We start from the raw sequence: 22,911 nt of genomic DNA on the forward strand, positions 1-22,911 counted from the left end.
TCGATCTAAACACTTACTGCAGGAAAAAGCAGAGTGAAAGTCGTCCCCACTCCCTGCTCGCTCTCGACGAAGATCTGTGCTCCGTGCCCCTCAAGAATCTTGTGAGTCACAGCCAGACCAAGGCCCGTGCCTTTGCTCTTCGTCGTATGGAAAGGCTCAAACATGCGGCGACGAGTGGACTCACTCATACCGCAGCCGGAGTCTTTCAAAACCACTTTCCAGAATTTACCTTCGTACTTCACAGTGACTTCAAAACGCGCCACCGGCACGCTGTCCATCGCTTGGTACGCATTGATGATGATATTTAAGAAAGCCTGTTTAAGTTTATCCCGGCGGCCAAGGATCACGGCCTTCTCAGGAATCTCAATCTTCGTTACGACATCCTGGCGAATCGCCTTGTTTGTCTGCATATTATCCATGACTTCTTTCGTGAGGCTGACGAGATCCACCGGGTCTGTCGGCGGCTCTTCTGGGCGAGAGTAATCAAGGAATTCCGTAATAAGATTATTTAAACGGTCAATCTCACGAAGGATGATCTTCATGAGCTTTTTATCGTCATCGTTTGACGTCGTCTGCGACAAGAGTTCGACACTGCCGCTGATCCCCGCCAGCGGATTACGGATCTCATGCGCGATGCCCGCGGCCAAGCCACCAATCGCCGCCATTTTTTCATTCTGGCGAACCGAGTATTCGAGTTGCTTTACCCGCGTCAAATCCTCGATCTGAGCGATATAAAGATCGCCTTCAATCACCGGACTGAACACCGATGATACACTCACCTGAAGGATCTTGGTTTCTTCAGAGTTTTTCCAATAGATATCTTTCTTGTCAGTCACAGACGTCGGAAACTCCGGCAGAAATTCAAAGATATTCGTATCTTTCAAAGTACGGCCCGCGAATATCTTTTGCGCAGACAAATTGTCCTGCAAAACCACACCCTGACGGTTAAATGTCAGCAAGCCCGACGGCATATGACCGACGATAGCTTTATTGAGTTCTTGGATCTCGCGCAAAGTAAGACCCGTCTTCGTGAGCTCAACCCCCATGAACTGCAACTGCTCACTCAAATAGCCCGAAAGACCCGCCACCGAGAAGAAGGCGATGTTATTAAGTGCTAGCAAGAACACGTAGTTCATGGCTTTCATTTCAGGGCCAAAAAGACTCGCGAGCGTAAAGAAGATACTGCTAAAGAGTGCCATTGCCAAAGCACCGCGAGATTGAAACACCAAACCGGCAAGCAGAATATTCACCAAGTGCAAAAACAGAAAGAGCGACTGATTCAGACCGCTAAATGTGATCAGCAAAGATAGAAACAACGAATCGAGAATAAAGCCGGTAAAATACAACCAGCGACGCTCCGCCAGTTTGTCGAGGTAATGCACATAGAAAACATGGAGCCCAAGAGCCAAACAGATAATCGCATAAAATGGTGCAACCAAAGACCAATTGATAAAGCTTTTCTGCAAAAGGAATGAAACCTGGCTGACCGCGAGAATCAACAGATAAAGACTGATCCGCGAAAACGCGACGATCAGCCTTTGATTGTAGTTTCTTTGCGAGCCAACGGCAGCAATCATGAATTCCTATCCTGCTCCAACGATGTCGCCCATATTGAAGATTGGGAGATACATCGCAATAACGAGAACTGCGATAATGCCCCCGAGGAACACCATCATCAGCGGTTCAATCAATGAGGTCATAGCCTTCACAGATGTCTCAACTTCATCTTCATAGAAGTCCGCGATCTTACCGAGCATCACGTCCATGGTACCGGACTGCTCACCGATCGCGATCATTTGCACAACCATCTCAGGAATGACCTTCTCTTTTGCCAACGGCGCCGAGAAGCTGCGACCTTGAACAACAGAGTCTTTACTTTTAATCAAGATTCCTTCGATCACACCGTTACCCGAGGTCCGCGCGGCGATCTCAATCGCATCGATCAAACCAACACCCGAAGACAAGAGCGTTGAAAGTGTGCGGCTCAAACGCGCAATCGCGGATTTCAAAGCCACTTCGCCGACCACCGGAACTTTCAAAACAAAAGCGTCAAAGTTCTGTTTTCCCTCTGGAGTGTCGAGGTAGTACATGATCGCATACGGAATTGCGATCGCAGAGCCAATATACATGTACCACTTCTGCACGAGTGAATTACTTAAGTTTACTACCATCTGAGTCAGCGCCGGCGGCGCCTTCCCTGCAGAGCTATAGAACTCATTAAACTTTGGAATAATGAAAACCAAGATACCGGAGATCACGATACCGGCAACAACGAGGATCACGGCAGGATAAACCATCGCCCCCTTCACTTGGCCTTTAATTTTCTCGGACTTCTCCATGTAAATCGCCAAACGATTCAAAATGGAATCCAGAATACCGGCCTCTTCGCCGGCTTGGATCATATTCACATACAGCTTATCAAATACACCTTGAGTCCCCGCCATGGCATCCGCAAGACGTTTCCCGTTTTCAATCGAAGACTTTACTTTACTCGAGGCATCCCGCAAAAGGCCCGGACGCAAACCTTCTGAAAGAATTTTCAATGCATCCACAACCGGAATACCGGCATTAATCAATGTCGAAAACTGACGAGTAAAAATCTGCAGATCTTTGGTTTTTACTTTCGGCGCAAATAAACCGCCACCGCTCTTTTTCACACCAGGGCGAGCTCCGCCGCCATTGCGAGCAATGCGGAGTGGAATCAACTGCTGAGCGCGAAGGCGCACACGCGCCTCGTTCTCGTTGGCGGCTTCTAGCTCACCGTTGAGAGTCTGCCCGGCCATATTTTTGGCGGTATAAGAATAACGAGCCATTCTAGATGCCTACCTTTTTTAAAAGTTGGTCGAGACCATCCGGATCGTGAGTTACCAAAAAAGCCTGCTTCATGTCGATACGACGGCGTATTAATAATTGTAAAATGGATTGATTAAGACTGAGAACACCGCTGTTTTCCTGATGAGTGTGCAGAAGGTTTTCAACCGGCGAGAGCTTTCCTTGGCTCAGTGCGGATTTCACTTCAGGAGTATTCAGCATCATCTCGTAGCCGAGAATCGTTTCTTCAGCCAAAGAGGTCATAGGATGCTGAGATATTGCGAGTTTCAAATGATCGGCAAAACGCCAGAGAGAGTGAGGATTCGGAGTCTGAGACAGGAGCTCAAGACATTTATGATAAGCACCCATGAGCGTGCTGGAAGCAATGGTCATCACAACCATTTTACCTTCATCACAAAGATCCATCGCTTGCGCGAGAATTTTTGCCGTCACTGTTTCATGAAGTACAACCACATCCGCACCTGAGAAAAAACCCGTCTCAGCAGCGTCGCTGACGGACGTGCTTTGATAAACGAATGTGGCCTTCTCTTCAGGAATGCCGGGGAAGGCCTGCTTCGAGAAGATCGCACCATGGAATGCATGATCTTTATTCAAACGGAACAAAGTCTGCGCCAAAGTATTGGTTTTAAACGGATGCACCGGGCCCGCGAGTAAAATCAAACCTTGGCGGCGGCTGATAGTTTCCAAAAAAACCGCCGGCAGACTGAGTTCAGTTTCAAAAACATTAATAGGTTCAAAACAAAAGTGCGCTTTAAAACAGTCATGGCTCTGAAAAATACTGTAGGAAGTGCGCACACCATCTGACATCTGAGCACAGCCCTCAAGCGCGCCTTCACGCTCTAAGCGTGCCATCTGCTCTGTTTTCAACAGCGCTTTAAGGACCTGATTCCACTCACTCAGCAAGACCGGAGAATCTCCGAGACTGACCCAGCTTTGCTGCACGCGGCACTTGGCCTCGCTGCCCAAAACCAACAGGAGCTCTTGCGATTTGCGTTTTCTTGCTTCCGCAAAGTAGTTCATAGCGGCCATTAGACGTCCTTCACAGATGAATTTAAGACTTCTTCAATCGTGGTCACACCACGTTTAAGTTTTAGCAAAGCACTACGGCGAAGTGTGCGCATCCCCTGTTCACGCGCCAAGAAACGCAATTGACCGGCAGAAGCACCTTTCAAGATGGCTTCTTTTAATTTTTCGGTCATCGGCATAAGCTCGTAAATCGCCGCACGGCCTTTGATTCCAGAGCCATTGCAAGTCGCACAACCGCGGCCTTTAAACAACTGATACTCTGGAACTTCATCTGGATGAATACCAAGGTTCACCAACGTCTGTGGCGGGACCTCGATCGGAGCTTTACAGTTCTCACAAATCTTACCGACAAGGCGCTGAGCTACGATCAAGTTCACCGTGGCGGTAATAATGTACGGGGCCACACCCATCTCTGTCAGACGAACAATCGTCGCCGGCGCATCATTGGTATGCAGCGTACTCACAACTAAGTGACCTGTTGAAGCCGCTTTAAAACCGATCTCTGCGGTCTCAAGGTCACGCATCTCACCCACCATGACGATGTCCGGATCCTGACGAAGGAAGGACTTCAGCGCATTGGCAAAAGTCAGATCGATATCCGGATTCATCTGCACCTGATTAATTCCCTCCAAGTTAAACTCGACAGGATCCTCGGCAGTACTGATGTTTACATCCGGTTTATTTAATTCATACAACGCAGAATAAATAGTCGTCGTCTTACCGGATCCCGTTGGACCGGTGATCAAAACCATCCCTTGCGGAAGATTGATCATATGCTTAAAGAGCTTCAGATCGTCTTCTTCGAAACCGAGCTTCGTCATATCAAGCTGCAAGTTTGATTTATCCAAAAGACGTAAAACGACTTTTTCACCAAAGAGAGTCGGCAGAACGCTTACGCGGAAATCCATCTCTTTACCTTTATTGGTGCGGATTTTCAAACGACCATCCTGAGGACGGCGTTTCTCTGCAATATCAAGCTTCGACATAATTTTTACACGCGAAGCAATAGCCGCCGCGGAACCAGAAGGAGGTGCCGTTGCTTCAATCAAACCACCATCGATACGGAAGCGCACACGATAGCGTTTTTCATAAGGTTCAAAGTGAATATCAGATACACGACGTTTGATCGCATCGGCTAAGATCGCATTCACGAATTTGATAATCGGCGCATCAGTGTCACCGCCGCCGCTTTCGTCGATGATTTCCACATTCGCGGCACCAATGCCGGCGTCTTCTTCCTGACTCATCTGATTCAGCGCCTTGGAGCTGATCAAACCGCCATAGTTTTTATCGATAGCTGCCGCGATGGCCACTTCAGTACCAACGACTGCTTGAATGCGGTGACGAGAGATGAAACGTAAATCTTCTTTAACAACAATATTCGACGGATCGGCGAAGGCCACAACCAACGTGTTGCCGGCTTTCTGGATCGGGATCAAAGTATGTTTATCACAAATCTCACGCGGAACCAGACTCACAACACTTGCGTCGATTTCAAAAGTATTCACCTCAACACCCGGCACTTGATAATACTTTTCCAGCGCGCGAAGTATTTGATTATCTTTTAGAAAACCGAGACTGATAATGATCTGACTCAGGCGGGCTCCGCCTGATTTCTTTTGTTCTTCGTGAGCCTGATTCAACTGATCCGGTCTTAAAAGGCCCTGCTTTACTAGAATCTCACCAATCTTAAGTGACGACATGGAAACATTCTAGCGTGGGGTGACATTTTTTGTAACTAGACGGAAGATGAGTTTTTTAACCCCTGCAAATTGTCACTGAAGCTCTCGAGATAATCTTCATGCGTGATATATTCGCTCGGAAACTGTTTCATCAGAATTTCCGCATCAATCCTAGCCTGGACCTCAAGCCCAGAGAGGATTTTAAGATCGGCTCGCTCGGCCTCTTCCAACAAACGGTTATGGGATGTGCATTCCGAGATGTCGACGACGACTCCGCCGGTTTTCATAAAATTAAAATAAGAAAGATCGCCGAGCACAGTACTATCGTCCTGAAGCACTAGCGTATTTAACATCAAAGACCCCGGCTCTTCCTGCACCGTCAGAGTGTGTGCCGGGACCGCATCGATCTTCACACCAAACAAATAACGGCGTAAAAGCTCCACCTCTTGCTGAAGCTTATCTGAATCTTCGTCTACTAAACTGATATGCGAAAATCCCAAGTGAGCCATCACCGCCGCTGCAACACGACCCATATGATTTGCCCCGATGACATAGGAATTCAAACTGATATCCAGGTCACGAAAGCGCGAGATTATAAAACCGCGCAAAGTTTCATAAGTATACAATCGCGGCCACCACTGCCCATTTTCAAGCACCAAAGAATCCGCGGTCTCAAGCCAGCGCACTGCCGTCGGCAAATGCGGAAAATGTTCCAGCACCACCGGAGATTCCTCCGGCGCCACTCGAAGCATGAGCGCGCCTTCTTGTACGTACGGAAGCCAGGTTTTCAGATCCGTCAAAGAGCGATCTTTCAACGCCACACACTCCGCATGCCAATGGCGGTTCTTGAAATACAAATTCATGTGCCGGCCCGACAGTGACAACTGATCACCGATCTCCAGGATCTTCCCCGTGGGCTTAGCGTCGGCCATTGAAGAAATCCTTTGCCTCTTGGATGTCGCTACGGATTTGACCTAAGAGTTCTTGAATGCCCGAGAATTTCCTTTCATCGCGCAAGAACTGCAGCAGATCCACTTGAATCTCTTGGCCGTAAATATCTTCGTCAAAATCAAACAAGTGAGTTTCCGTCTTAATCGGCGGATCTTTTTCGCCGTGAAAGGTCGGATTAAAACCGATATTGGTAATCGATTGATAAGTTTTATTTCGGTAATGAGTCTGCGTAATATAAACGCCGCGACGAGGAACAAAATCCACCGTCGGAGTCACATTCGCCGTCGGTACACCGATCGTGCGACCACGGGCATCACCATGATGAACGATCCCCCGCACATAGTAATTGCGCCCCAGAAATGCATGCACCTTTTGCAAGTCGCCGAGTTTAAGCTCATCACGAATTTTTGATGAAGACACAATCAGTCCGTCTTCTTCGTGCGCGCTGACGACAACGAGCTTAATCCCTTTTTCCTGGCAAATCTTTTCAAGGAACGCGATATCACCCTGGCGATTGGCACCGAAAGAAAAATCATAGCCCACAACCAGGGTTTTTACTTTGAGCTTATCGATTAGATAAAATTGCACAAAATCCGAGGCCGAAAGTTTGGCAAAATTGCGAGTGAATTCCTGCTCAACCATATGGGTGATCCCCAGATGATCAAGCTGGTCGCGCTGATCGCGCTGGTCAAAAAGGCGCTGAATTTTGCGCTCAGGATAAAGAATCGTCACCGGATGCGGGTAAAAAGTAAAGACCGTGATCGGAAGGCCTAAAGCCTTCCCCTCTTGGACCGCACGACGTAATAGCTTCTGATGGCCAAGATGAACCCCATCAAAGTTCCCAATGCTCACTACAGAGGCGCTCCAGTCTTGCGGAAGCTCCTCAACACCCTGAAAAATCTGCATAGGAGGATAATACCTCATAAGCTCCTTTAATTCTTGAATTTTTAGCAGAATTTGCTATGTTGCATCGCGTGAAACCAAGCCCCTATTTCAGTCGCATTCAAACCCTTTCGAAGCTCGTTCTGCGTCGCCGAGGTTTTTGGCTCCGCACCCTGCTTTGCTGGGTGATCGGCATCATGGCTCTGTCGAGCGATGAGGGGAACTCCTATGACCAACGCTTCAATTTGCGGGGTGATCAACCGGCGTCTTCGCAAATCGTTCTGATCACCATCAAACAATCTGATTTTGCCTCAATCTACGAGAAGCGCACGAACTCCATTCAAAACGTCGCGGAACTCACCGACATCACCGACAGCTTCTTCTGGAATAAAGAGATCTGGACCGGCTTGCTTAAAAAAATTCTAGAACAAGACCCACAATCCGTCGGTGTAACGCTGTATTTCGGTATCAACGTCGGCGGCGTCAGCCTCAATCGCGCCGAAGAAAAAATCTTTAAAGACCCTCGTATCGTCTGGTCAACAAGCACGAATAATTTTGAGCGCCTGTATGAGCCGCTCTTTACCAACGACAAACACGACAACATCGCGACCAATGATCTTCGCCGTGATGAAGACGGCGTTATTCGCCACATCTTCGCTCAGAGTGATGTGATTCCGCACTTGGTGGAAAAGATCACTCACAAAAAATTCCCGTCAACTCGCACCGGAGTCACTATCAACTACCGCGGGTCGTCCCGTGTGTTTACTCAGTACTCGCTCGCGGAAGTTCTCAACGAAGAAATCCCCGAGAATGCCTTCAAAAATAAAATCATCCTGATCGGTGCCGAAACCAACTCGGGACCTCAGTATCTGACTCCGGTGGGTTCACTTTCACGGACAGAGACGCTGGCACATATTACCGATGACCTTCTTGGCAACAAGTGGATCATCCAATGGCATTTCGGGCTTTATGCGCTTTTGATGGCAGCGCTGACTCTCATCGCGGTTTTCTTGATCACGCAGTACCCGCAATCGGTGGCACTCGTATTCATGCTGTGGCTCGGCCTTTCGATTGCCGCCTTGTCGGCGTGGGTGTTTGATACATTCTATATTTGGCTTCCGGCCTACTCGCCGTCGATCTTGTTGCTGGCAACTTGGGTGATCTTTATCGGCTACCAAGCCAACCGCATCGAGCGACTGAACTTCCGCCTGCAGCAAGAGCAAAAATACCTGCAAGAGCTTGAGCAACTAAAAAACAACTTCGTGAGTCTCATCAGCCATGACTTGAAAACGCCGATTGCAAAAATCCAAGCCATCGTCGATCGCTTGCTGACTCAGCATGAAAGCCCTGAACTGCAAGAGGACTTACGCTCTCTGCGGGCCAGTGGCGATGAGCTCAACCGCTACGTGCAATCGGTTTTGAAAGTCCTCCGTGTTGAATCACGCGACTTCAAAGTTCACAAAGAAGTGGCTGACATCAATGAAGTCATCGAAGAGGCCATCCACCAGCTTCGTCCGCTCGCGGCTGAAAAGAACATCCGCATTCAAACCGAGCTTGAGCCGATGTTCTCGGCCGAGTTCGATACGACACTGATTAAAGAAGTGGTTGTGAACCTGATCGACAATGCGATCAAGTACACTCCGCGCAACGGCCAGATCGAGATCTTCTCGAATGAAACCGATGATTCCATTTTTGTGAAAGTAAAAGACAATGGCGAAGGGATCCGACCTGAGGATCTCGACAATGTGTGGGGTAAATTTACTCGCGGTAAAGATCAAGATATGAAATCAAAAGGTTCCGGTCTTGGACTCTATCTCGTGAAGTACTTTATTGAACTGCACGGCGGTAAAGTGACCCTAGAGTCGAAAGTCGGCTCAGGCAGCACGGTGTCATTTACCCTGCCTTTAAGTGATGATACAAGCGATAGCTCGCAAGAGGTGATTACATGACAAATATCCTAAACACCCTGATCGTAGATGACGAAGCAGAACTGCGCCGTTCAGTGATCTCGATTCTTAAAACAGCGATTCCTGATGTGGAATTCGTAATTGATGAGGCCAGCACCGGTCGCGAAGCTTTGGATAAAGTCCGTGGTCACAATTTCGACCTCGTTCTGATGGACGTAAAAATGCCTGAGATGAACGGCCTTGAAGCCCTGGCTGCGATCAAAGAGCATGATCCACGCACTTTCGTTGTATTGATGACTGCTCATAGCAACTTGCAAGATGCCGTGACGGCAATCAAAGACGGCGCTTACGACTACGTTGAAAAACCAGTGAATCCGCAACGTCTGACTGAAATCGTGCGCACCTGCCTTGAGGCCCGCGATCTCGTTTCAAGCCTGGCACTTTCGAATCCGATCTTTGATGACGATATCGAGAGCGAATTCGTCGGAAGTTCTCAAAAAATGAAAGAGGTTTTTAACCTCATCTATCGCCTTTGCAAAGTCGACACAACCGTCCTGATTCGTGGCGAGAATGGAACCGGCAAAGAGCTCGTCGCTCGCGCCATTCACTTTAACTCCCCTCGTAAGAGCGGCCCGTTCACGGCGATTAACTGCGGTGCGATTCCTGAAAACTTGATGGAGAGCGAACTCTTCGGTCACGAAAAAGGTGCTTTCACAGGTGCCGTAGAACGTAAGATCGGTAAATTCCAAATCGCTAACAACGGCACGCTGTTCTTAGATGAGATCGGTGAACTTCGCCCGGACATGCAGGTAAAATTACTCCGCGTTCTTCAAGAGAAGAAATTCACTCCGGTGGGTTCAAACCGTGAAGTTAAAACCAACACGCGTATCATCGCTGCAACAAATCGTAACTTGGAAAAAATGATGGAAGACGGTTCTTTCCGCGAAGACTTGTTCTATCGCTTAAACGTGATGCCGATCTTCTTGCCACCTCTTCGTGATCGCACGGATGACATCCCGGCGCTGGTTCCGCATTTTATTAAAAAATTCGCCAAACAGCATTCAAGCCAAATCACTTCGATCAGCCCTGAGGCCTTAGAGATCCTAAAATCTTATCGCTGGCCGGGCAATATCCGTGAACTTGAAAACGTAATTGAACGCGCGTTCATTGTTGAGAACTCAAACCAAATCACAGCGGCAAGTTTGCCTGAAAATGTTCGCGAAAGCGGCAAGGACCACGCCATGAAAACGGCCCCGCTGGGCTACTCTGGCCCTCTGGATTTTGACGCTTTCAAAGACCAGATGGAAAAAGACTTTATCATCAGCGCCTTGAAAGCAAACAATGGCCGCATCAATCAAACGGTGGCACAGGCGAATATTCCTAAGAATACGCTTCTTAGAAAAATCCGTAAGTACGGCATCAACGTCAAAGAATACACGGTCGAGGACTAATCCGTGCTAAAGACCGTTGTTGCATCCCTATTGATTTCCTCTTCGGCCTGGGCACTTGATTTCAAAGTCCTTGGCCCTTGCTCTGAAACACCGATAGCACAAACGTCAGTGCCCGCCACTGAGACGACCCTTGGCGACTTCACAGTCAGCACTTTAACGTCATTGAAATTGCCGTTTACCGGTGACCGCAGTGGGATTTCTTCAATTGATAATTCTCCACGCGGCGATGAAGCCCTTGAAGTTTTATCAGACACTCAGATGCGTGCCTATGGCTGGTGTGTGGAAATTGACGGGACTCAGCCCGACGTGGTGCCCGATGAAGTAAAAGTCACTCCGGCGACGAAATCAGTGACTTGGTTTTATGCCTACTCAGTCTATGATGCTGGCGTTTGGAAGGACTATTGCAGCCCTTCCTGGAAACTTCGTACACTCAACATCTGTAGAAATTAACTTCCCGCAACAAGAAACAGGGCCTGGCACTATTTCGTGCCGCAGTTTTCAAACTGGGCTGTCAGGCCCATGCCGCTCGTCATACCGGCGAACTTGCGCTCACCATCGCAGCCCTTGGTTGAAACTTCGATGGTGTAAGAGCCATCGGAAGCCACTGGGATTGCCGTGCGCTCGCCTTTAAAGGTCGTCTCTGTTGTCGACTTTGACATTTCATTTGTGAGCTTCACCGTGGTTAAACCACACTGAAAGGCCTTCCCCATTTTATCGATACGGCATTTTACTACCAAGTGACCAGGGATCGAGTCTTTTTTAGACTTGAGTGCAGCCGCCGTGGTGTTCGAACTCGGTTTTTCAGTTGTCGCCGGATTTGATGTCACAGTGGCAACGTAGGGCTTTGCATCTTCCGGTGTGAGTGGTTTTGTCTCCGTCACACATGCGGCCAATGTCAAAGCTGAGAAAGCGGAAATAATATAATTAAGCTTCATGAAGAACTCCTTGAAGTTTCTCAAGCACTTCGTCTTTTGAAATCTGTTTCATACAAATATGGGTGCCGATGGGACATTTCTTATGTCCATGCTTACCGCAGGGGCGGCACGCAAGGCCATGGGTTTCAACCACAAAAACTCGATCCTGCCACGGGCGAAAACCGAATTCGAGAATGGTCGGCCCAAAGATCACAACCGAGGCTGTTTCGCTGGTTGCCGCCAAATGCATCGAGGCACTGTCATTGCCAATCACTGCCGCCAGCTGCGACAACAACAGAGCGGATTCATAGATCGAAGTCTTCGCGCAAAGATCGCGCGCCCCGGGAATTTGCTGAGCCACACGAGCACAGAGTTCTTCTTCCCCAGGACCGCCCATCACCAGCACCGGCACGCCTTGAGCTGAAAGCTTTTGCCCCGCCTGCACGTAGCCTTCTTCTTTCCAACGCTTGGTCGCCCAAACACTTCCCGGAAACATCGCTACAGCTTTATTTGCGACCGCCTTTTCTAAATGAACTTTAGAAAGAGCGGCATCAATATCCGCACTGTGCGTATCGTAAAAACCACGCAGGCTCATCGAAGCCCATGCGGGCGTCTTGGCAAGCTGTCCATTTGCGGCCACGGTGTAGGGTTTACCTTCCACCGCGAAGTGATCAATTTTAGATTTTAAATCAGCATCGTAGTTCTGCAAAATACTGAGCTGACGAATAGCATCCGGCAGATCGTAATTTTTTTTCACACGCAAACCATAGAACAAACCGTTCCAGGGCTTTGCAAAGGCGATCTTTTCTTTAGCTCTAAGTTTCTGCACAAAAAACGCAGTTCGCAGAGACTCGTGCGGAGAAATGATTTTCTCAATTTGCATATGCTGGAGTGTCTTTAAAACTCCGCGATAGGATTCGCTGTCGCCTTTTTTAATCTCGAGAACTTCGTCAACCATTCCGGTCTTCGCAAAGAACTCACCGACTCCACGGCGGCAGACCAGAACAAGTTTCTGTTCCGGCCACAGCGCTTTGATTTTTTTCATCAAGGGAATACTTAGGAGCAGATCTCCGAGAAAGGCGGTTTGGATGAGAACATTGGCAGATCGTTGACCTGCACCTGATAATGACACTGTACAAATCCTCTTTTAAGGGCTCCGATAATATCGCTTAAAGACACCTGATCGTAGCACAGAGTCTGTTTATCGCAAAGTCTCTTCCAGCACGGAGCGCAAGGCGCCGATGACAGGATTTTTTCGCCTCTTTCATATAAATCAATTTCTTGCGCACAAGTTGGGCCAAACCAAGCCACCACATGTTTTTTAAGTGCAATGGCCATGTGCATGCCAAGGCTATCCCCTGTGAGCACCACATCGCAGGCCGCAACACTGACAAGGCCATCTCGAAGACCCGCTGTTGTCGAGCTTGAAATCACCGGCAAACCCGCCGCTATTTGAGCATTGCGTTCTGTGTCTTCGGGGCCGCCCAACAAAACAATACTGACATTCAACTCTTTTTGAATTGTTTGAATAATCTCGCGCTGAAATTCAACCGTGAGCTTCTTATATGGAATCACTGTGCTACAGCCGGTGTTAATCCCCAGCACGAGTTCTTTATCTTCGCGCCACTCATTGTGACGGCGGCGCGCTTCAGCTTCTTCCGCCAGAGTCATCGCAAGGCTGTATTCATCGCGTTCAAAAGGCCCAAGCTCCAAAGCTTCCACCATTAGCTGGGTTTCAGGCTTTTGATTCACAAAGAATTTACGATGATTATCAAGCCCTAGTTGCCAAAGTTCTTCTGCCGCCGCAGTTGCCGGTAAAATCGCGCCACTTCGAGGATGAGCCCTAAAGCCAAAAACTTGATCCACCGTCGTGTGCTTTAAGACACCCGCGGCTTTGAGTGACTTATCAATCACAAACGCCACATCAAACTCGAGAGCCGACAGACTCAGAATATCGTCGTTCTTCGTTGTGAGCACACGGTCGATCGAAGGGTGATGCTTTAAAAGCTGATCACTGGGGGCATCTGTCACCCAGGTGATGTGACTTCCCGGAAATTTACGTTTGATGGATTTCAGCAAACTCGTTGCACGAACAACCGCACCGATGGCACCCAAATGGACCACTAATAGATGCGAAGTTGGAATGGATTTTTGCGGGCAAGATTCATTGCAAAAAGAGTTCTTGCCACAAGGCTTGTAACCGGAGAAATGTCGACAGGAGCTTACCATAAATCCATTGTAGACGGATTTAGGCCGGCTTGGGACTCGACCTAGAGCTTAATTATGTCCAGGAACGATCGAAGTGACCTCTGAAACGAGGCTGCCGATCTTGATTTTGGCCTCGATACGCAGCGGGTACTTGTACTCATCATCCGAGAGCCAAATATAGATGTCCCCGACCGGCTTGAACTTGCCTTTGAGGATGATCTCAGGCTTGATCACAAGAGCTTCTTTTTCGCCGATCTCAGTGTCAATTTTTTCACGGCGCAGGCACTTGCCTTTAAAGATTAAATTCTGTTCATCATCGGCGACACGGAAGGCGATTTCTTTCCCCGGTTCCCATTGAAAGTTGCGCATGTAGAAGATCGCACTGAAAACGTTTTGTGAGTAAGGAAGAATATCCCAATCTTGCTTCTTTTCTTCTTCGCCGTTTTTTTCGGTCACTTTCTTTTCCCAGAAAGTCGCGCGGCTGGTTTTGTCATCAAAGAGCATACGTGCTTCACGGAGCTGGCCGGATTCTTTGACGTGCAAAGCATAGGTGCGTGGCACAAGGGTTTCATAATCCACGTAAGTCTCAACTCGGTCATTCACGCTATAAATACGGGAATAAACTGGGTACGTCGTAATCTCCGTCACAAAGTTATAAGCTTTGCGACCGTTCACATTCACCATCGGCTCTACTTTAAGTTTCAACGAACCCGCCGTGAAGGTCAGATAGCTCACATCATGAGTGATCACTTCGCCGACACGGAAAGGCTCCTTGATCGGACGGCGGCCTTGAAAACCGTTGTCGTCCTCGATGTCTGGCTGTCTACGAGTGGGGGCTGCGGGCTCTTCCATTTTTTTGCCTTTTTTGGATTTTGCCGGAGCTTTCTTGACCGGCTTTGCCACGACCTTCGGAGCTTCTTCTTTCTTTTCCGGAGCTATCGTGCGCTCAAGCTCTGACGGTGTCGCCTTAGGCACGACCACCGGAGTTTCTTCGTGCTTTGGGGGCTTTGCAGTCCCCGTAGCTGCGGCAGATGGCGCGACTTCTTCCACTTTCACCGCTTTGTCGAACTCGGCATTCACCTCAAGTTCTTTGGCTTTTTCATACTTCAGCGGTGCCGACGAGCAAGAAACGAGCAAAAAACATGCTACGAAATATCCAAAATGCTTCACTCGAAATCCTTCCAACGGCGGTGCACCCACATCCACTGCTCGGGGTGCTTTTTCACGATTTCCTCAATCTTATCATTAAATCGTTGGGTCATGGCAAGAGTGCTTGCATCTTTGTCGTCTGTCACCAGATCTTCGACAGGAATTTCAGGCTCAAAGACCACGTGCATCTTCTGATCTTCACCCTCGTAGGTATAAATCGGGACCACCGGCGCCTTTGTGCGCATCGCGAACAACGAAAGACCATAGGCCGTTCCCGTTTTCTTACCAAAGAACTTTGTCGCAATCCCATAGGGCTTCCCCATAAACTGATCGAGAACAAAAACGACGATTTCTTTGCGCTTCAATGCTTTCAAAATATCAAAACTGGTTTTATCACCGTGAGCATCGATGTAATGCACGCCCTGGGCTCCACGGAAAGAAAACCAAAGGTCATTAAAGAACTGATTTTTAAAAACTTTGGTGATGATCGTGACCGGCTGCCCCTTCATAACGATCGCAGAAGAACCCAAGTCACCATTTCCTAAATGAAGGCTCAGGCCTAAAATACCCTTCCCTTTTTCGAGAGCTTTTTGCAGATTCTCTTCGCCCTCGAAAACCACGTGGTTTTGCAACCACTGCTGATTCAAATGCGGCACCGTAAAGAACTCAAAAAAGCCACGGCCCATATTGTAGACGCTCTCGCGCCCTACTTGGTGCTTCTTCTCTGTCGTCCAATCCGGGAAAGCAATATCGAGATTGCCAAAAATAACGTCACGACGAACACGGAAAAAATCCACCCATAGAAAACCAATGCTCCCACCGATCCAACGAACAAAAGAGCGCGGCAGCAAAAACAACAAATAGCTTAAAAATTTAATGAAGGACTTTATCAAGGATCTCATAAAATCCGTCCTCCTGGGATTGAATCTTTACCTCTAAAGGAGTGTACCACAGCGGCACTTCCTTCGGCCAAAGCGATTTCAATTTCACAAAATCCTTCTCAGTTGTTATCAAATCCGGCGAACCCAACTCGCGCCAGCGCTGAACCATCCCATCGACGTCTTCAGACTTATATGGATAATGATCGCGGTACTTAAGGTGTTCGACAAATTGCAAAGAGAATTTCTCGAGGCTCTTTTCAAACGATGCCGGTTGAGCAATCCCTGAAACCAGCATGACTTTTCGCCCTGGCAAATCTTTTAACTGCCTCTCTTCAGAGCCATGAACCGCCTTCAGGCGCATAAGTTCATAGGTCATCGGCACGATCAGTTTTCCGAAAGGTCGGAGCTTTTCAAGCAACGCTTCAACTTGGGCCTCTGGCACAAGGTTTACTTTCGTCACCACAAAAGCAGTGGCGCGGGACAAGGACTCCCAAGGTTCGCGGGCGCGCCCTTCCGGAACGCAGGAGTAATTTTCAAGTTTTTCTGTCGCATCTAAAATCACAATATCGACATCACGATGAAGTTTGCGGTGCTGAAACCCATCATCCACTACGACCAGTGAAGGACTTAACTTCTCCATCGCGAACAGAGCCGTTTCATACTTCAAAGGGCCGACAAAAAAGTGCACATGCGGGTTTCTTTCAGCCAGCAACACGGGCTCGTCACCAAAGTAGGCAGCGGCCTGTTCGTGTTTCAAATCCACTTCGGCAGCTTCATTGACGAGCGCCTTATAGTTGCGGCTGATCACCGCCGTTTTAATCTTACGGCGTTGGTAGTATTTTAAACAGAAATCCGTCAGCGGAGTTTTTCCGGTGCCACCCATGGTCAGATTGCCAAGACTTAAAACCGGCACAGGCAACTCCAGCGACTGGAAGTAGTCTTTGTCGTAGAGATAGTTTTTAAAACCGACAATTTTTTTATATAAATTGCTTAACGGTTTTAGGCCGCTCATGACTGAAAGAACTCCTCAAGTGAAGCAGCCACACGCTGTGTAGCCCCTTTGTCACCAAGATATTGGCGAAGCTCCCCCAGTTCGTTACGAACTTTCTGCGTGTAAGCAGGATCCTGGAAATATCGATCCATCAACTCAAACAAAGTATCCGGATTTGCACCACTCTGCCAGCGCTCAGGACACACTTCACGGCCCAAAATCAAATTCACAAGACCAAAGAACTTCACACCGCGAATGAAGAGCTTTGCAAAAACCCCGGTCATGAATTTCATTTTGTACATGATCACCATCGGTCTTTGCAGCAAGCCCACCATCAAGGTCGCAGTTCCTGAAGCCACCAGCATGTAATCCACGAGGTGAATCATGCGGGCTGGTTCGTCCTTCATCACAATGTATGGCAAACGGAAGTTTTCAAGATAAGGCTCGAGCTTTTCTTTATCAAAAGTCGGCGCAACTAGAATCAAAACTTTGACGTTTTGGTATTTCTTAGACAAACGACGTGCGACTTCTAGCTGAATATCAAAATGCTGTTTGAGTTCCAGATTGCGGCTGCCAGGCATCAGGCCCACGACGACCTCATCGTCACGTATGCCGCATTGGTTACGATGCGTTTTTCTATATTGCGGATCATAGAGACGGTCATCGAGTTCATCCAAAATCGGATGGCCAACAAATTCACAAGGCACATCGTGCTCTTTGTAAAATGCCACTTCAAATGGGAAGAGAACGAAAACTTTCTTGCAGTATTTTTTAATGGTTTGAACCCGGCCCTTACGCCAAGCCCACACTTGCGGAGAAATGTAGTAAACCACCGGAATCCCCAACGCATGCATTTTTTTAGCCAGCATCAGATTGAATTCCGGGTAATCCATGACGATAACGACTTTAGGTCTGCGAGCTGCTGCCGCAGCGACAAGGTCATCGAAAACTTTCTTAAGACGGCTATAGGCGCTAATAATTTCCGCCGCACCGACAACGGCCATTTCTTCGGCCTTACCGATGCGTTCAAAACCGAGAGCTTCCATCTCGCGGCTACCGACGCCAAAAGCTTTGACTTCTTTTCCTTGTTTTTGCCAATACTCAAGCAGTCGCTGAGCATAGGTCACGCTCGACGCTTCTGCGGCGACGATCATGACCTCATTCATAATTTGGCCTCAATAGCGGCTTTGATCTCTTCGATGGCTTTCAGCGACTTCAAACCATCAAGACCTGTGACTGCCGTTGGCTTGTTGTTCATCACAGCATCAATGAAAGCGTCCGTTTCCTTCTGAAGAGCGTCTTCTTTCGTCACAGTCCACTGAGTGATTTTCACGGGAGTGTCACCACTGCCCGCTTCGCATTTTTCCATTTCCATGCTGCCGGTGTTGGCAAAAAGAATGCTGTTTTTCTGTGTTACGCGGATCCAGCGCTGCATGTTTGCAGAAACACGACTCACGTTGATATCAACGAGAATGCCGTTTTTCATTTTCACCGCTACTTGAGCCGTATCGAGTTCTTTAGAAATCAATTTTGAACCTGAAGCGATGTAAGATTCAATTTCGCTTCCCGTAAGCCAGAATAAAAGATCCATGTCGTGGATCATCAAATCATGCAAAACACTCACGTCCGCGCCGCGCGCCTTGTAGGTCGCTAAACGCGTGAGTTCGATGGTTTTTGTATCTTGCAGATGCTTTTTAAGTTCAATGATTGCCGGGTTGAATCTTTCGATGTGACCGACAGCGAGTTTAAGGTTTTTCTGTTGAGCTAAACTCACGAGCTCTTCTGCCTGAGGAATGGTCGCCGTGATTGGTTTTTCAACGTTCACGTGGATGCCATTTTGCAAGAAGAGCTTTGCAAGCTCATAGTGGGATTGCGTGCTTGCGGCAATCGTCACCAAGTCCACTTGACCAACAAGGTCTTGGGCCTTGTGAATCGCCGCCACGCCGAGTTCGGCTGCGACTTTATCGGCTTGGGCTGGAGAGAAATCACAAACGCCCACGAGCTGAACGTTTGAGTTTTTAGTATACTTTTGGGCGTGGAATGTACCGAGGTACCCAACACCTACGACGGCAGCACGAAGCTGACTCATCTTACTATTCATCGGCAACCTCTTTCGAACCTTGGCCGCGAGAAATGGCGATGCCTTTTTTCGAGCTCTTAATGAAGTGGATGAAATGCTCGAGGTTTTCGCTCATTTTACACTCGGTACGAATGCGCTCGATGTTCTCATCAATCGTTCCCGTGCCCATCACCATAATGCGAACCGCTTTATGGATATTGTTCACTTCTTCGCGGCTGGATCCACGACGGATCAAACCGATTTTATTTGTTGCACGCACCACGGCCCAATGGCCCTCGGCCCGGACAAACGGAGGAATGTCTTTGTTAATCACTGAACCGCCGCCGATGAAAGCGCCACGGCCGACACGGGTAAACTGACTGAGACCGCACATGGCACTAATCACAACGTTGTCTTCAATCTCGCAGTGGCCAGCAAGGCCCGTATTATTAGCCATGATCACATTATTACCGAGTTTGCAGTCGTGTCCGACGTGAGCATAAGCCATGATGTAGCAATTGTTGCCAATGATGGTTTTCTTCTCACCCTTAGATGTCGGCAGATTGACGGTCGAGAACTCACGGAAGGTGTTGTTGTTACCCACCACCAGCGTTGTTTGCTCACCTTTGTATGAAATATCCTGCGGAGGTCCGCCGATCACGGCGCCCGGAGAAAAGTGATTGTTCTCACCAATGAGAATCTCTCCGTGTTTGTAACCCAAGGTTACATGGCCTTCCACGAAAGTTCCTTTTCCGATTTTCCCTTTACCCTGGATCAGGCAGTAGGGACCAATTTCAACATCTGGACCAATTTCAATATCGGGTGAAACCACGCTCGTAGGATGGATCTTCACAATTCACTCCTTAAAAGTTAACCGGCGCCTTGTGAGCGCCGGCATTCAAACTATTTTTCTTTTTCGTAAGCTTTGATCACTTCATCAGTCAAATCTGAGTCCGCTGTTGCGAACAACACCATTTGGCTGTTCTCGAGGATCATGGAGTAGCCTTTTTCTTTAGCCACTTTTTCGATTGTTTTCTTCATTTTTTCCAAGATAGGAGCTGTCAAATCACGCTCTTTCTTTTGGATTTCAAGCTGGCTCTTACCGACAACATCGCGGTACTTCATCATTTCTTCTTGGAATTCAGCTTGTTTCTTGCTCAAAACTTCTTCAGACAAAACTGATTTTTTTCTTTCAAGGTCTTCACCCATTTTTTTCAAATCAGCTTCTTTTTTCTCAAGTTCTTTTTTCTTTTTGTTGAACTCGCCTTCAAGCTCAGACTTCGCTTTTTTACCAGCTGCTGTGCTTTGAATAGCTTTTTGCATATCTACAAAACCGATTTTCGCTTCCGCTGCATGCACGAGGCTCGCTGCCATCACTAAACTTGCGATCAATGCGACCTGTTTCTTCATCATTCCTCCAAAATCCTTGTTGTTAAAAAACTTTTCCTTAAGCTTATAAAATTTTAAACCAGCTTCTCAGCCCCTGAACCATTCTAGAATGGCGTTCCGATCGAGAAGTCGAAAATCATCGTGTCTTTATGATATACAGGGTCGCGGTTCAATGGGAAGCCCCATTCGAAGCGCAGAGGTCCGATTGGCGAGAACCAACGAATCCCGAAACCGACGTCGGCAAAGAAACGATCGCTTGAGAGCGTGTCCTCAGCTTGACCGATATCGTAGAACACCACACCCATAATCTTGGCTTCGTTGATGAGTGGGAATTGCAACTCTGTTTGATACATCAATTGTTGTTGACCGCCGTAGAAAACCATCGCTTGTTCAGCGGCTTGCTCCGGCGTCAAACCCTTCGCAATATTATCGCTATAAGCTTTGTTTGAATAAACCTGTTTACCCACGGTGTACGGACGATAACCGCGCAAAGAGTAAGGACCACCCAAAAGATACAACTGATTGAATGGCGGCTTCTTCGAAGAGTCCAAGCTCTCGATCTTTCCATATGTCAGAGAGTTTCTCCAAACCACGTCCCAGAAAATATTCTGGAAGTAACGGAAGATGCCCGTGCCTTTTTGGTATCTCAAATCGCCACCAAGACCCGCGTACTCATAAGAGAAGCTCGTCAAGATCCCTTTGCTCGTCATGAAACGGTCATTACGAGTATCGTATTGCAACGTCGTCGTCAGAGAGCTTGTGTAACCGTTTGCTGTCTCGAGTGGGAAGACATCAGGATCCGTTTGCGATACACCGTTGATTTCCACTTCACGAAGCTTGGTTTTATCTAGTTTGTAACGAAGAATTCCACGCCACCACTCACCCAGCGGATGCCCCATGCTGACCGCGCCACCCGTTCTGAATTCGTCGTATGTGGTACGACCCGTGTCAGAACTTTGATAAAGCTCGCCACCCAGAGACCACAAACTGTCGCGGAAATAAGGCTCAGTAAATGTAAAGTTGTAGTAACTGCCGGTGTTGGAAATATTCAACGACGCCCCGAGGTTTTGACCTTTCCCGAGGAAGTTCGTCTGATTCACGGACCCCTGCAAAGTAAAGCCCGTCACCGTTCCGTAACCCGCACCCAACTGGATCTGACCGGTGTTACGCTCTTTCACCATAATATCCATATTGAGGATATCCGGCTTATCCGGAGAGGTTGAAGTCTTGAAGTTCACTTCCTCAAAGAAGCCCAAACGCTGTACGTTCTCAAGCGACTGACGGCGACGAGTTTCGTTGTAAAGTTCGCCCTCGCGGATTTTCAACTCACGACGAACCACTTTATCGCGGGTTTTCGTGTTACCGATCACGTTGATTTGGCCGAGATAAACTTTATTGCCCTTATCAAACTCAAAGAGCAAATCGACTTTGAGTTCTTTGTCGTTGATACGCGTGCGTGGGATCACGTTGGCGAACGCATAACCCAAGTCACCGTACTTTGCCTGAAGGTCACTCAGATCTTTGTACAAAACATCGTAAGCAAAGATTTTGCCCGGCGTGAGCTTAATCGTTTCAAAGAGCTCGTCTTTGGCAAAAAGAACGTCGCCACCAAAGTCGATTTCACCGACGGTGTACTGCTCGCCCTCTTCCACGCGCATGGTGATGTAGATGCTCTTCTTATCCGGAGTTACATACACTTGCGGACGGTCGATCTTTGCCTGGATATAACCTTGATTGTAGTATACGTAACGAAGGGCTTGCGTATCACGATCGAAAGCCTCTTGCTTGTAGGCGCCCGAGCCGCTGATGAAAGAGAAATAGCCGCCCTCTTTCGTGATCATGTTTCCTTTGAGCGTGCTTTCAGAAAGCTTCTTCGCGCCCAGGATCGTGATCTTTTTTACTTTTACTTTTTCGTTTTCTTTGATTTTGAAAACCACGCGGACGGTTTCGTCCTTTTTCACGTCTTCAACAACAGGATCGATTTTCGCGAGGAAGAAACCTTTGTCTTCGTAGAGCTTCTGGATTTTCTCCGTCGCCTCTTTGATCTTGCTCATGTTGAGAATTTCGTAAGCCTTAATCCCGGCACTTTCGGCAAGGTCATCGCTCTTGACTTCGGAATTGCCTTCGTAAACGATTTCAACGATCGAAGGCTTCTCGGTCACACGATAAGTCAGGTTGACATCGCTGCCAGTAATTTGACGGTCGACTTCGACATTGACGAAGTAGCCGCTCTTGAACAGGGCCTTCACGTCGTCGCGAAGTTTTTCATCGGAATAAGCTTCACCAGGCTTACTGACGATACGATTCAAGATCGCATCTTTCTCGAGCTTTCTCATGCCCGCAACGTCGATGTTTTTGATCATCAACTCGCGAGTTAATGGCGCCGGTGTTTTTGCAGTGCCATTGGTTTTTTTCGTAGTTTTTGTCGCCGCCGTCTTTGCCGGGGCTTTTTTAGTCGCAGCAGGTTTTGCCTGCGCCCACGCAAGTTGCGAGCTCAATAGAATCAACGGCAGAACGCGGAGTGTTTGTTGAAGCTGAAATCGAAGCTGACTTCTGTGCTGAGATTGTGATCGCAAAGTTCTCTTCCTT

The 22,911-nt window shown here is 48.1% G+C and carries 20 protein-coding genes; 3 read left to right on the forward strand and 17 right to left on the reverse strand.

Annotated features, from left to right (window positions below; translation table 11 throughout):
• Nucleotides 1-5: 5 nt before the first annotated feature.
• The 6 genes from JSU04_09590 to JSU04_09615 are packed head-to-tail and all read right to left on the reverse strand — an operon-like array spanning nt 6 to nt 7,397.
• The gene (locus tag JSU04_09590) at nt 6-1,577 is read right to left on the reverse strand and encodes a PAS domain-containing sensor histidine kinase (GenBank protein ID MBS1970550.1); all 1,572 of its coding nucleotides are present in this window, start codon (nt 1,575-1,577) and stop codon (nt 6-8) included.
• A gap of 6 nt (nt 1,578-1,583) precedes the next feature.
• A complete protein-coding gene (locus JSU04_09595; GenBank protein ID MBS1970551.1) occupies nt 1,584-2,813 on the reverse strand; it encodes a type II secretion system F family protein in 1,230 nt (409 codons plus the stop codon).
• A 1-nt stretch (nt 2,814) separates the two neighbouring features.
• Nucleotides 2,815-3,861, reverse strand: coding sequence for a hypothetical protein (locus tag JSU04_09600; GenBank protein MBS1970552.1), 1,047 nt, complete (start codon nt 3,859-3,861; stop codon nt 2,815-2,817).
• Nucleotides 3,861-5,561, reverse strand: a complete 1,701-nt coding sequence (gene pilB / locus JSU04_09605; protein MBS1970553.1) for a type IV-A pilus assembly ATPase PilB — start codon at nt 5,559-5,561, stop codon at nt 3,861-3,863. Before pilB ends, JSU04_09600 begins: the two co-directional genes overlap by 1 nt.
• 35 nt (nt 5,562-5,596) lie before the next feature.
• Entirely contained in the window at nt 5,597-6,472 is an 876-nt protein-coding gene (locus JSU04_09610) for a hypothetical protein (GenBank protein MBS1970554.1), read from the reverse strand.
• Nucleotides 6,459-7,397, reverse strand: a complete 939-nt coding sequence (locus JSU04_09615; GenBank protein ID MBS1970555.1) for a bifunctional riboflavin kinase/FAD synthetase — start codon at nt 7,395-7,397, stop codon at nt 6,459-6,461. Before JSU04_09615 ends, JSU04_09610 begins: the two co-directional genes overlap by 14 nt.
• Nucleotides 7,398-7,453: 56 nt before the next feature.
• Between JSU04_09615 and JSU04_09620 the strand changes: the two genes are divergently transcribed.
• From JSU04_09620 to JSU04_09630, 3 genes are read left to right on the forward strand one after another with little or no spacing between them, the layout of a single operon-like run.
• A complete protein-coding gene (locus tag JSU04_09620; protein ID MBS1970556.1) occupies nt 7,454-9,322 on the forward strand; it encodes a CHASE2 domain-containing protein in 1,869 nt (622 codons plus the stop codon).
• Nucleotides 9,319-10,731 (forward strand): sigma-54-dependent Fis family transcriptional regulator, encoded by a 1,413-nt coding sequence (locus JSU04_09625; protein MBS1970557.1) that lies wholly within the window; start codon nt 9,319-9,321, stop codon nt 10,729-10,731. Before JSU04_09620 ends, JSU04_09625 begins: the two co-directional genes overlap by 4 nt.
• A 3-nt stretch (nt 10,732-10,734) precedes the next feature.
• Nucleotides 10,735-11,181, forward strand: a complete 447-nt coding sequence (locus JSU04_09630) for a hypothetical protein (GenBank protein MBS1970558.1) — start codon at nt 10,735-10,737, stop codon at nt 11,179-11,181.
• Nucleotides 11,182-11,210: 29 nt separating this feature from the next.
• Here the strand turns inward: JSU04_09630 and JSU04_09635 are convergent, their stop codons facing one another.
• The 11 genes from JSU04_09635 to bamA all read right to left on the reverse strand — a co-directional run bounded on the left by JSU04_09635 (nt 11,211) and on the right by bamA (nt 22,835).
• The gene (locus JSU04_09635) at nt 11,211-11,666 is read right to left on the reverse strand and encodes a hypothetical protein (protein MBS1970559.1); all 456 of its coding nucleotides are present in this window, start codon (nt 11,664-11,666) and stop codon (nt 11,211-11,213) included.
• Nucleotides 11,656-12,735: a glycosyltransferase family 9 protein gene (locus JSU04_09640; GenBank protein ID MBS1970560.1), complete on the reverse strand. Its 1,080-nt coding sequence runs from the start codon at nt 12,733-12,735 to the stop codon at nt 11,656-11,658. Before JSU04_09640 ends, JSU04_09635 begins: the two co-directional genes overlap by 11 nt.
• Nucleotides 12,702-13,874, reverse strand: coding sequence for a glycosyltransferase family 9 protein (locus JSU04_09645; GenBank protein MBS1970561.1), 1,173 nt, complete (start codon nt 13,872-13,874; stop codon nt 12,702-12,704). Before JSU04_09645 ends, JSU04_09640 begins: the two co-directional genes overlap by 34 nt.
• 48 nt (nt 13,875-13,922) lie before the next feature.
• Nucleotides 13,923-15,059: a DUF3108 domain-containing protein gene (locus JSU04_09650; GenBank protein ID MBS1970562.1), complete on the reverse strand. Its 1,137-nt coding sequence runs from the start codon at nt 15,057-15,059 to the stop codon at nt 13,923-13,925.
• A complete protein-coding gene (locus JSU04_09655) occupies nt 15,020-15,904 on the reverse strand; it encodes a lysophospholipid acyltransferase family protein (protein MBS1970563.1) in 885 nt (294 codons plus the stop codon). Before JSU04_09655 ends, JSU04_09650 begins: the two co-directional genes overlap by 40 nt.
• A complete protein-coding gene (gene lpxK, locus JSU04_09660; GenBank protein MBS1970564.1) occupies nt 15,876-16,895 on the reverse strand; it encodes a tetraacyldisaccharide 4'-kinase in 1,020 nt (339 codons plus the stop codon). The genes JSU04_09655 and lpxK overlap by 29 nt, the downstream gene beginning before the upstream one ends.
• A complete protein-coding gene (gene lpxB, locus JSU04_09665; GenBank protein ID MBS1970565.1) occupies nt 16,892-18,040 on the reverse strand; it encodes a lipid-A-disaccharide synthase in 1,149 nt (382 codons plus the stop codon). Before lpxB ends, lpxK begins: the two co-directional genes overlap by 4 nt.
• Nucleotides 18,037-18,963, reverse strand: coding sequence for a Gfo/Idh/MocA family oxidoreductase (locus tag JSU04_09670; GenBank protein MBS1970566.1), 927 nt, complete (start codon nt 18,961-18,963; stop codon nt 18,037-18,039). Before JSU04_09670 ends, lpxB begins: the two co-directional genes overlap by 4 nt.
• Nucleotides 18,964-18,967: 4 nt before the next feature.
• Nucleotides 18,968-19,786 carry an acyl-ACP--UDP-N-acetylglucosamine O-acyltransferase gene (gene lpxA / locus JSU04_09675; protein MBS1970567.1) on the reverse strand — a complete coding sequence of 273 codons (819 nt, stop codon included), beginning with the start codon at nt 19,784-19,786 and terminating at the stop codon, nt 18,968-18,970.
• 50 nt (nt 19,787-19,836) lie between these two features.
• Complete coding sequence (locus JSU04_09680) at nt 19,837-20,343, reverse strand: OmpH family outer membrane protein (protein ID MBS1970568.1); 507 nt, start codon at nt 20,341-20,343, stop codon at nt 19,837-19,839.
• Nucleotides 20,344-20,426: 83 nt separating this feature from the next.
• On the reverse strand, nt 20,427-22,835 hold the full coding sequence (gene bamA, locus JSU04_09685) for an outer membrane protein assembly factor BamA (GenBank protein ID MBS1970569.1): 2,409 nt from the start codon (nt 22,833-22,835) through the stop codon (nt 20,427-20,429).
• Between the last annotated feature and the right edge of the window lie 76 nt (nt 22,836-22,911).

Source organism: Bdellovibrionales bacterium, assembly GCA_018266295.1.
Classification (GTDB): Bacteria; Bdellovibrionota; Bdellovibrionia; order Bdellovibrionales; family Bdellovibrionaceae; genus JACMRP01.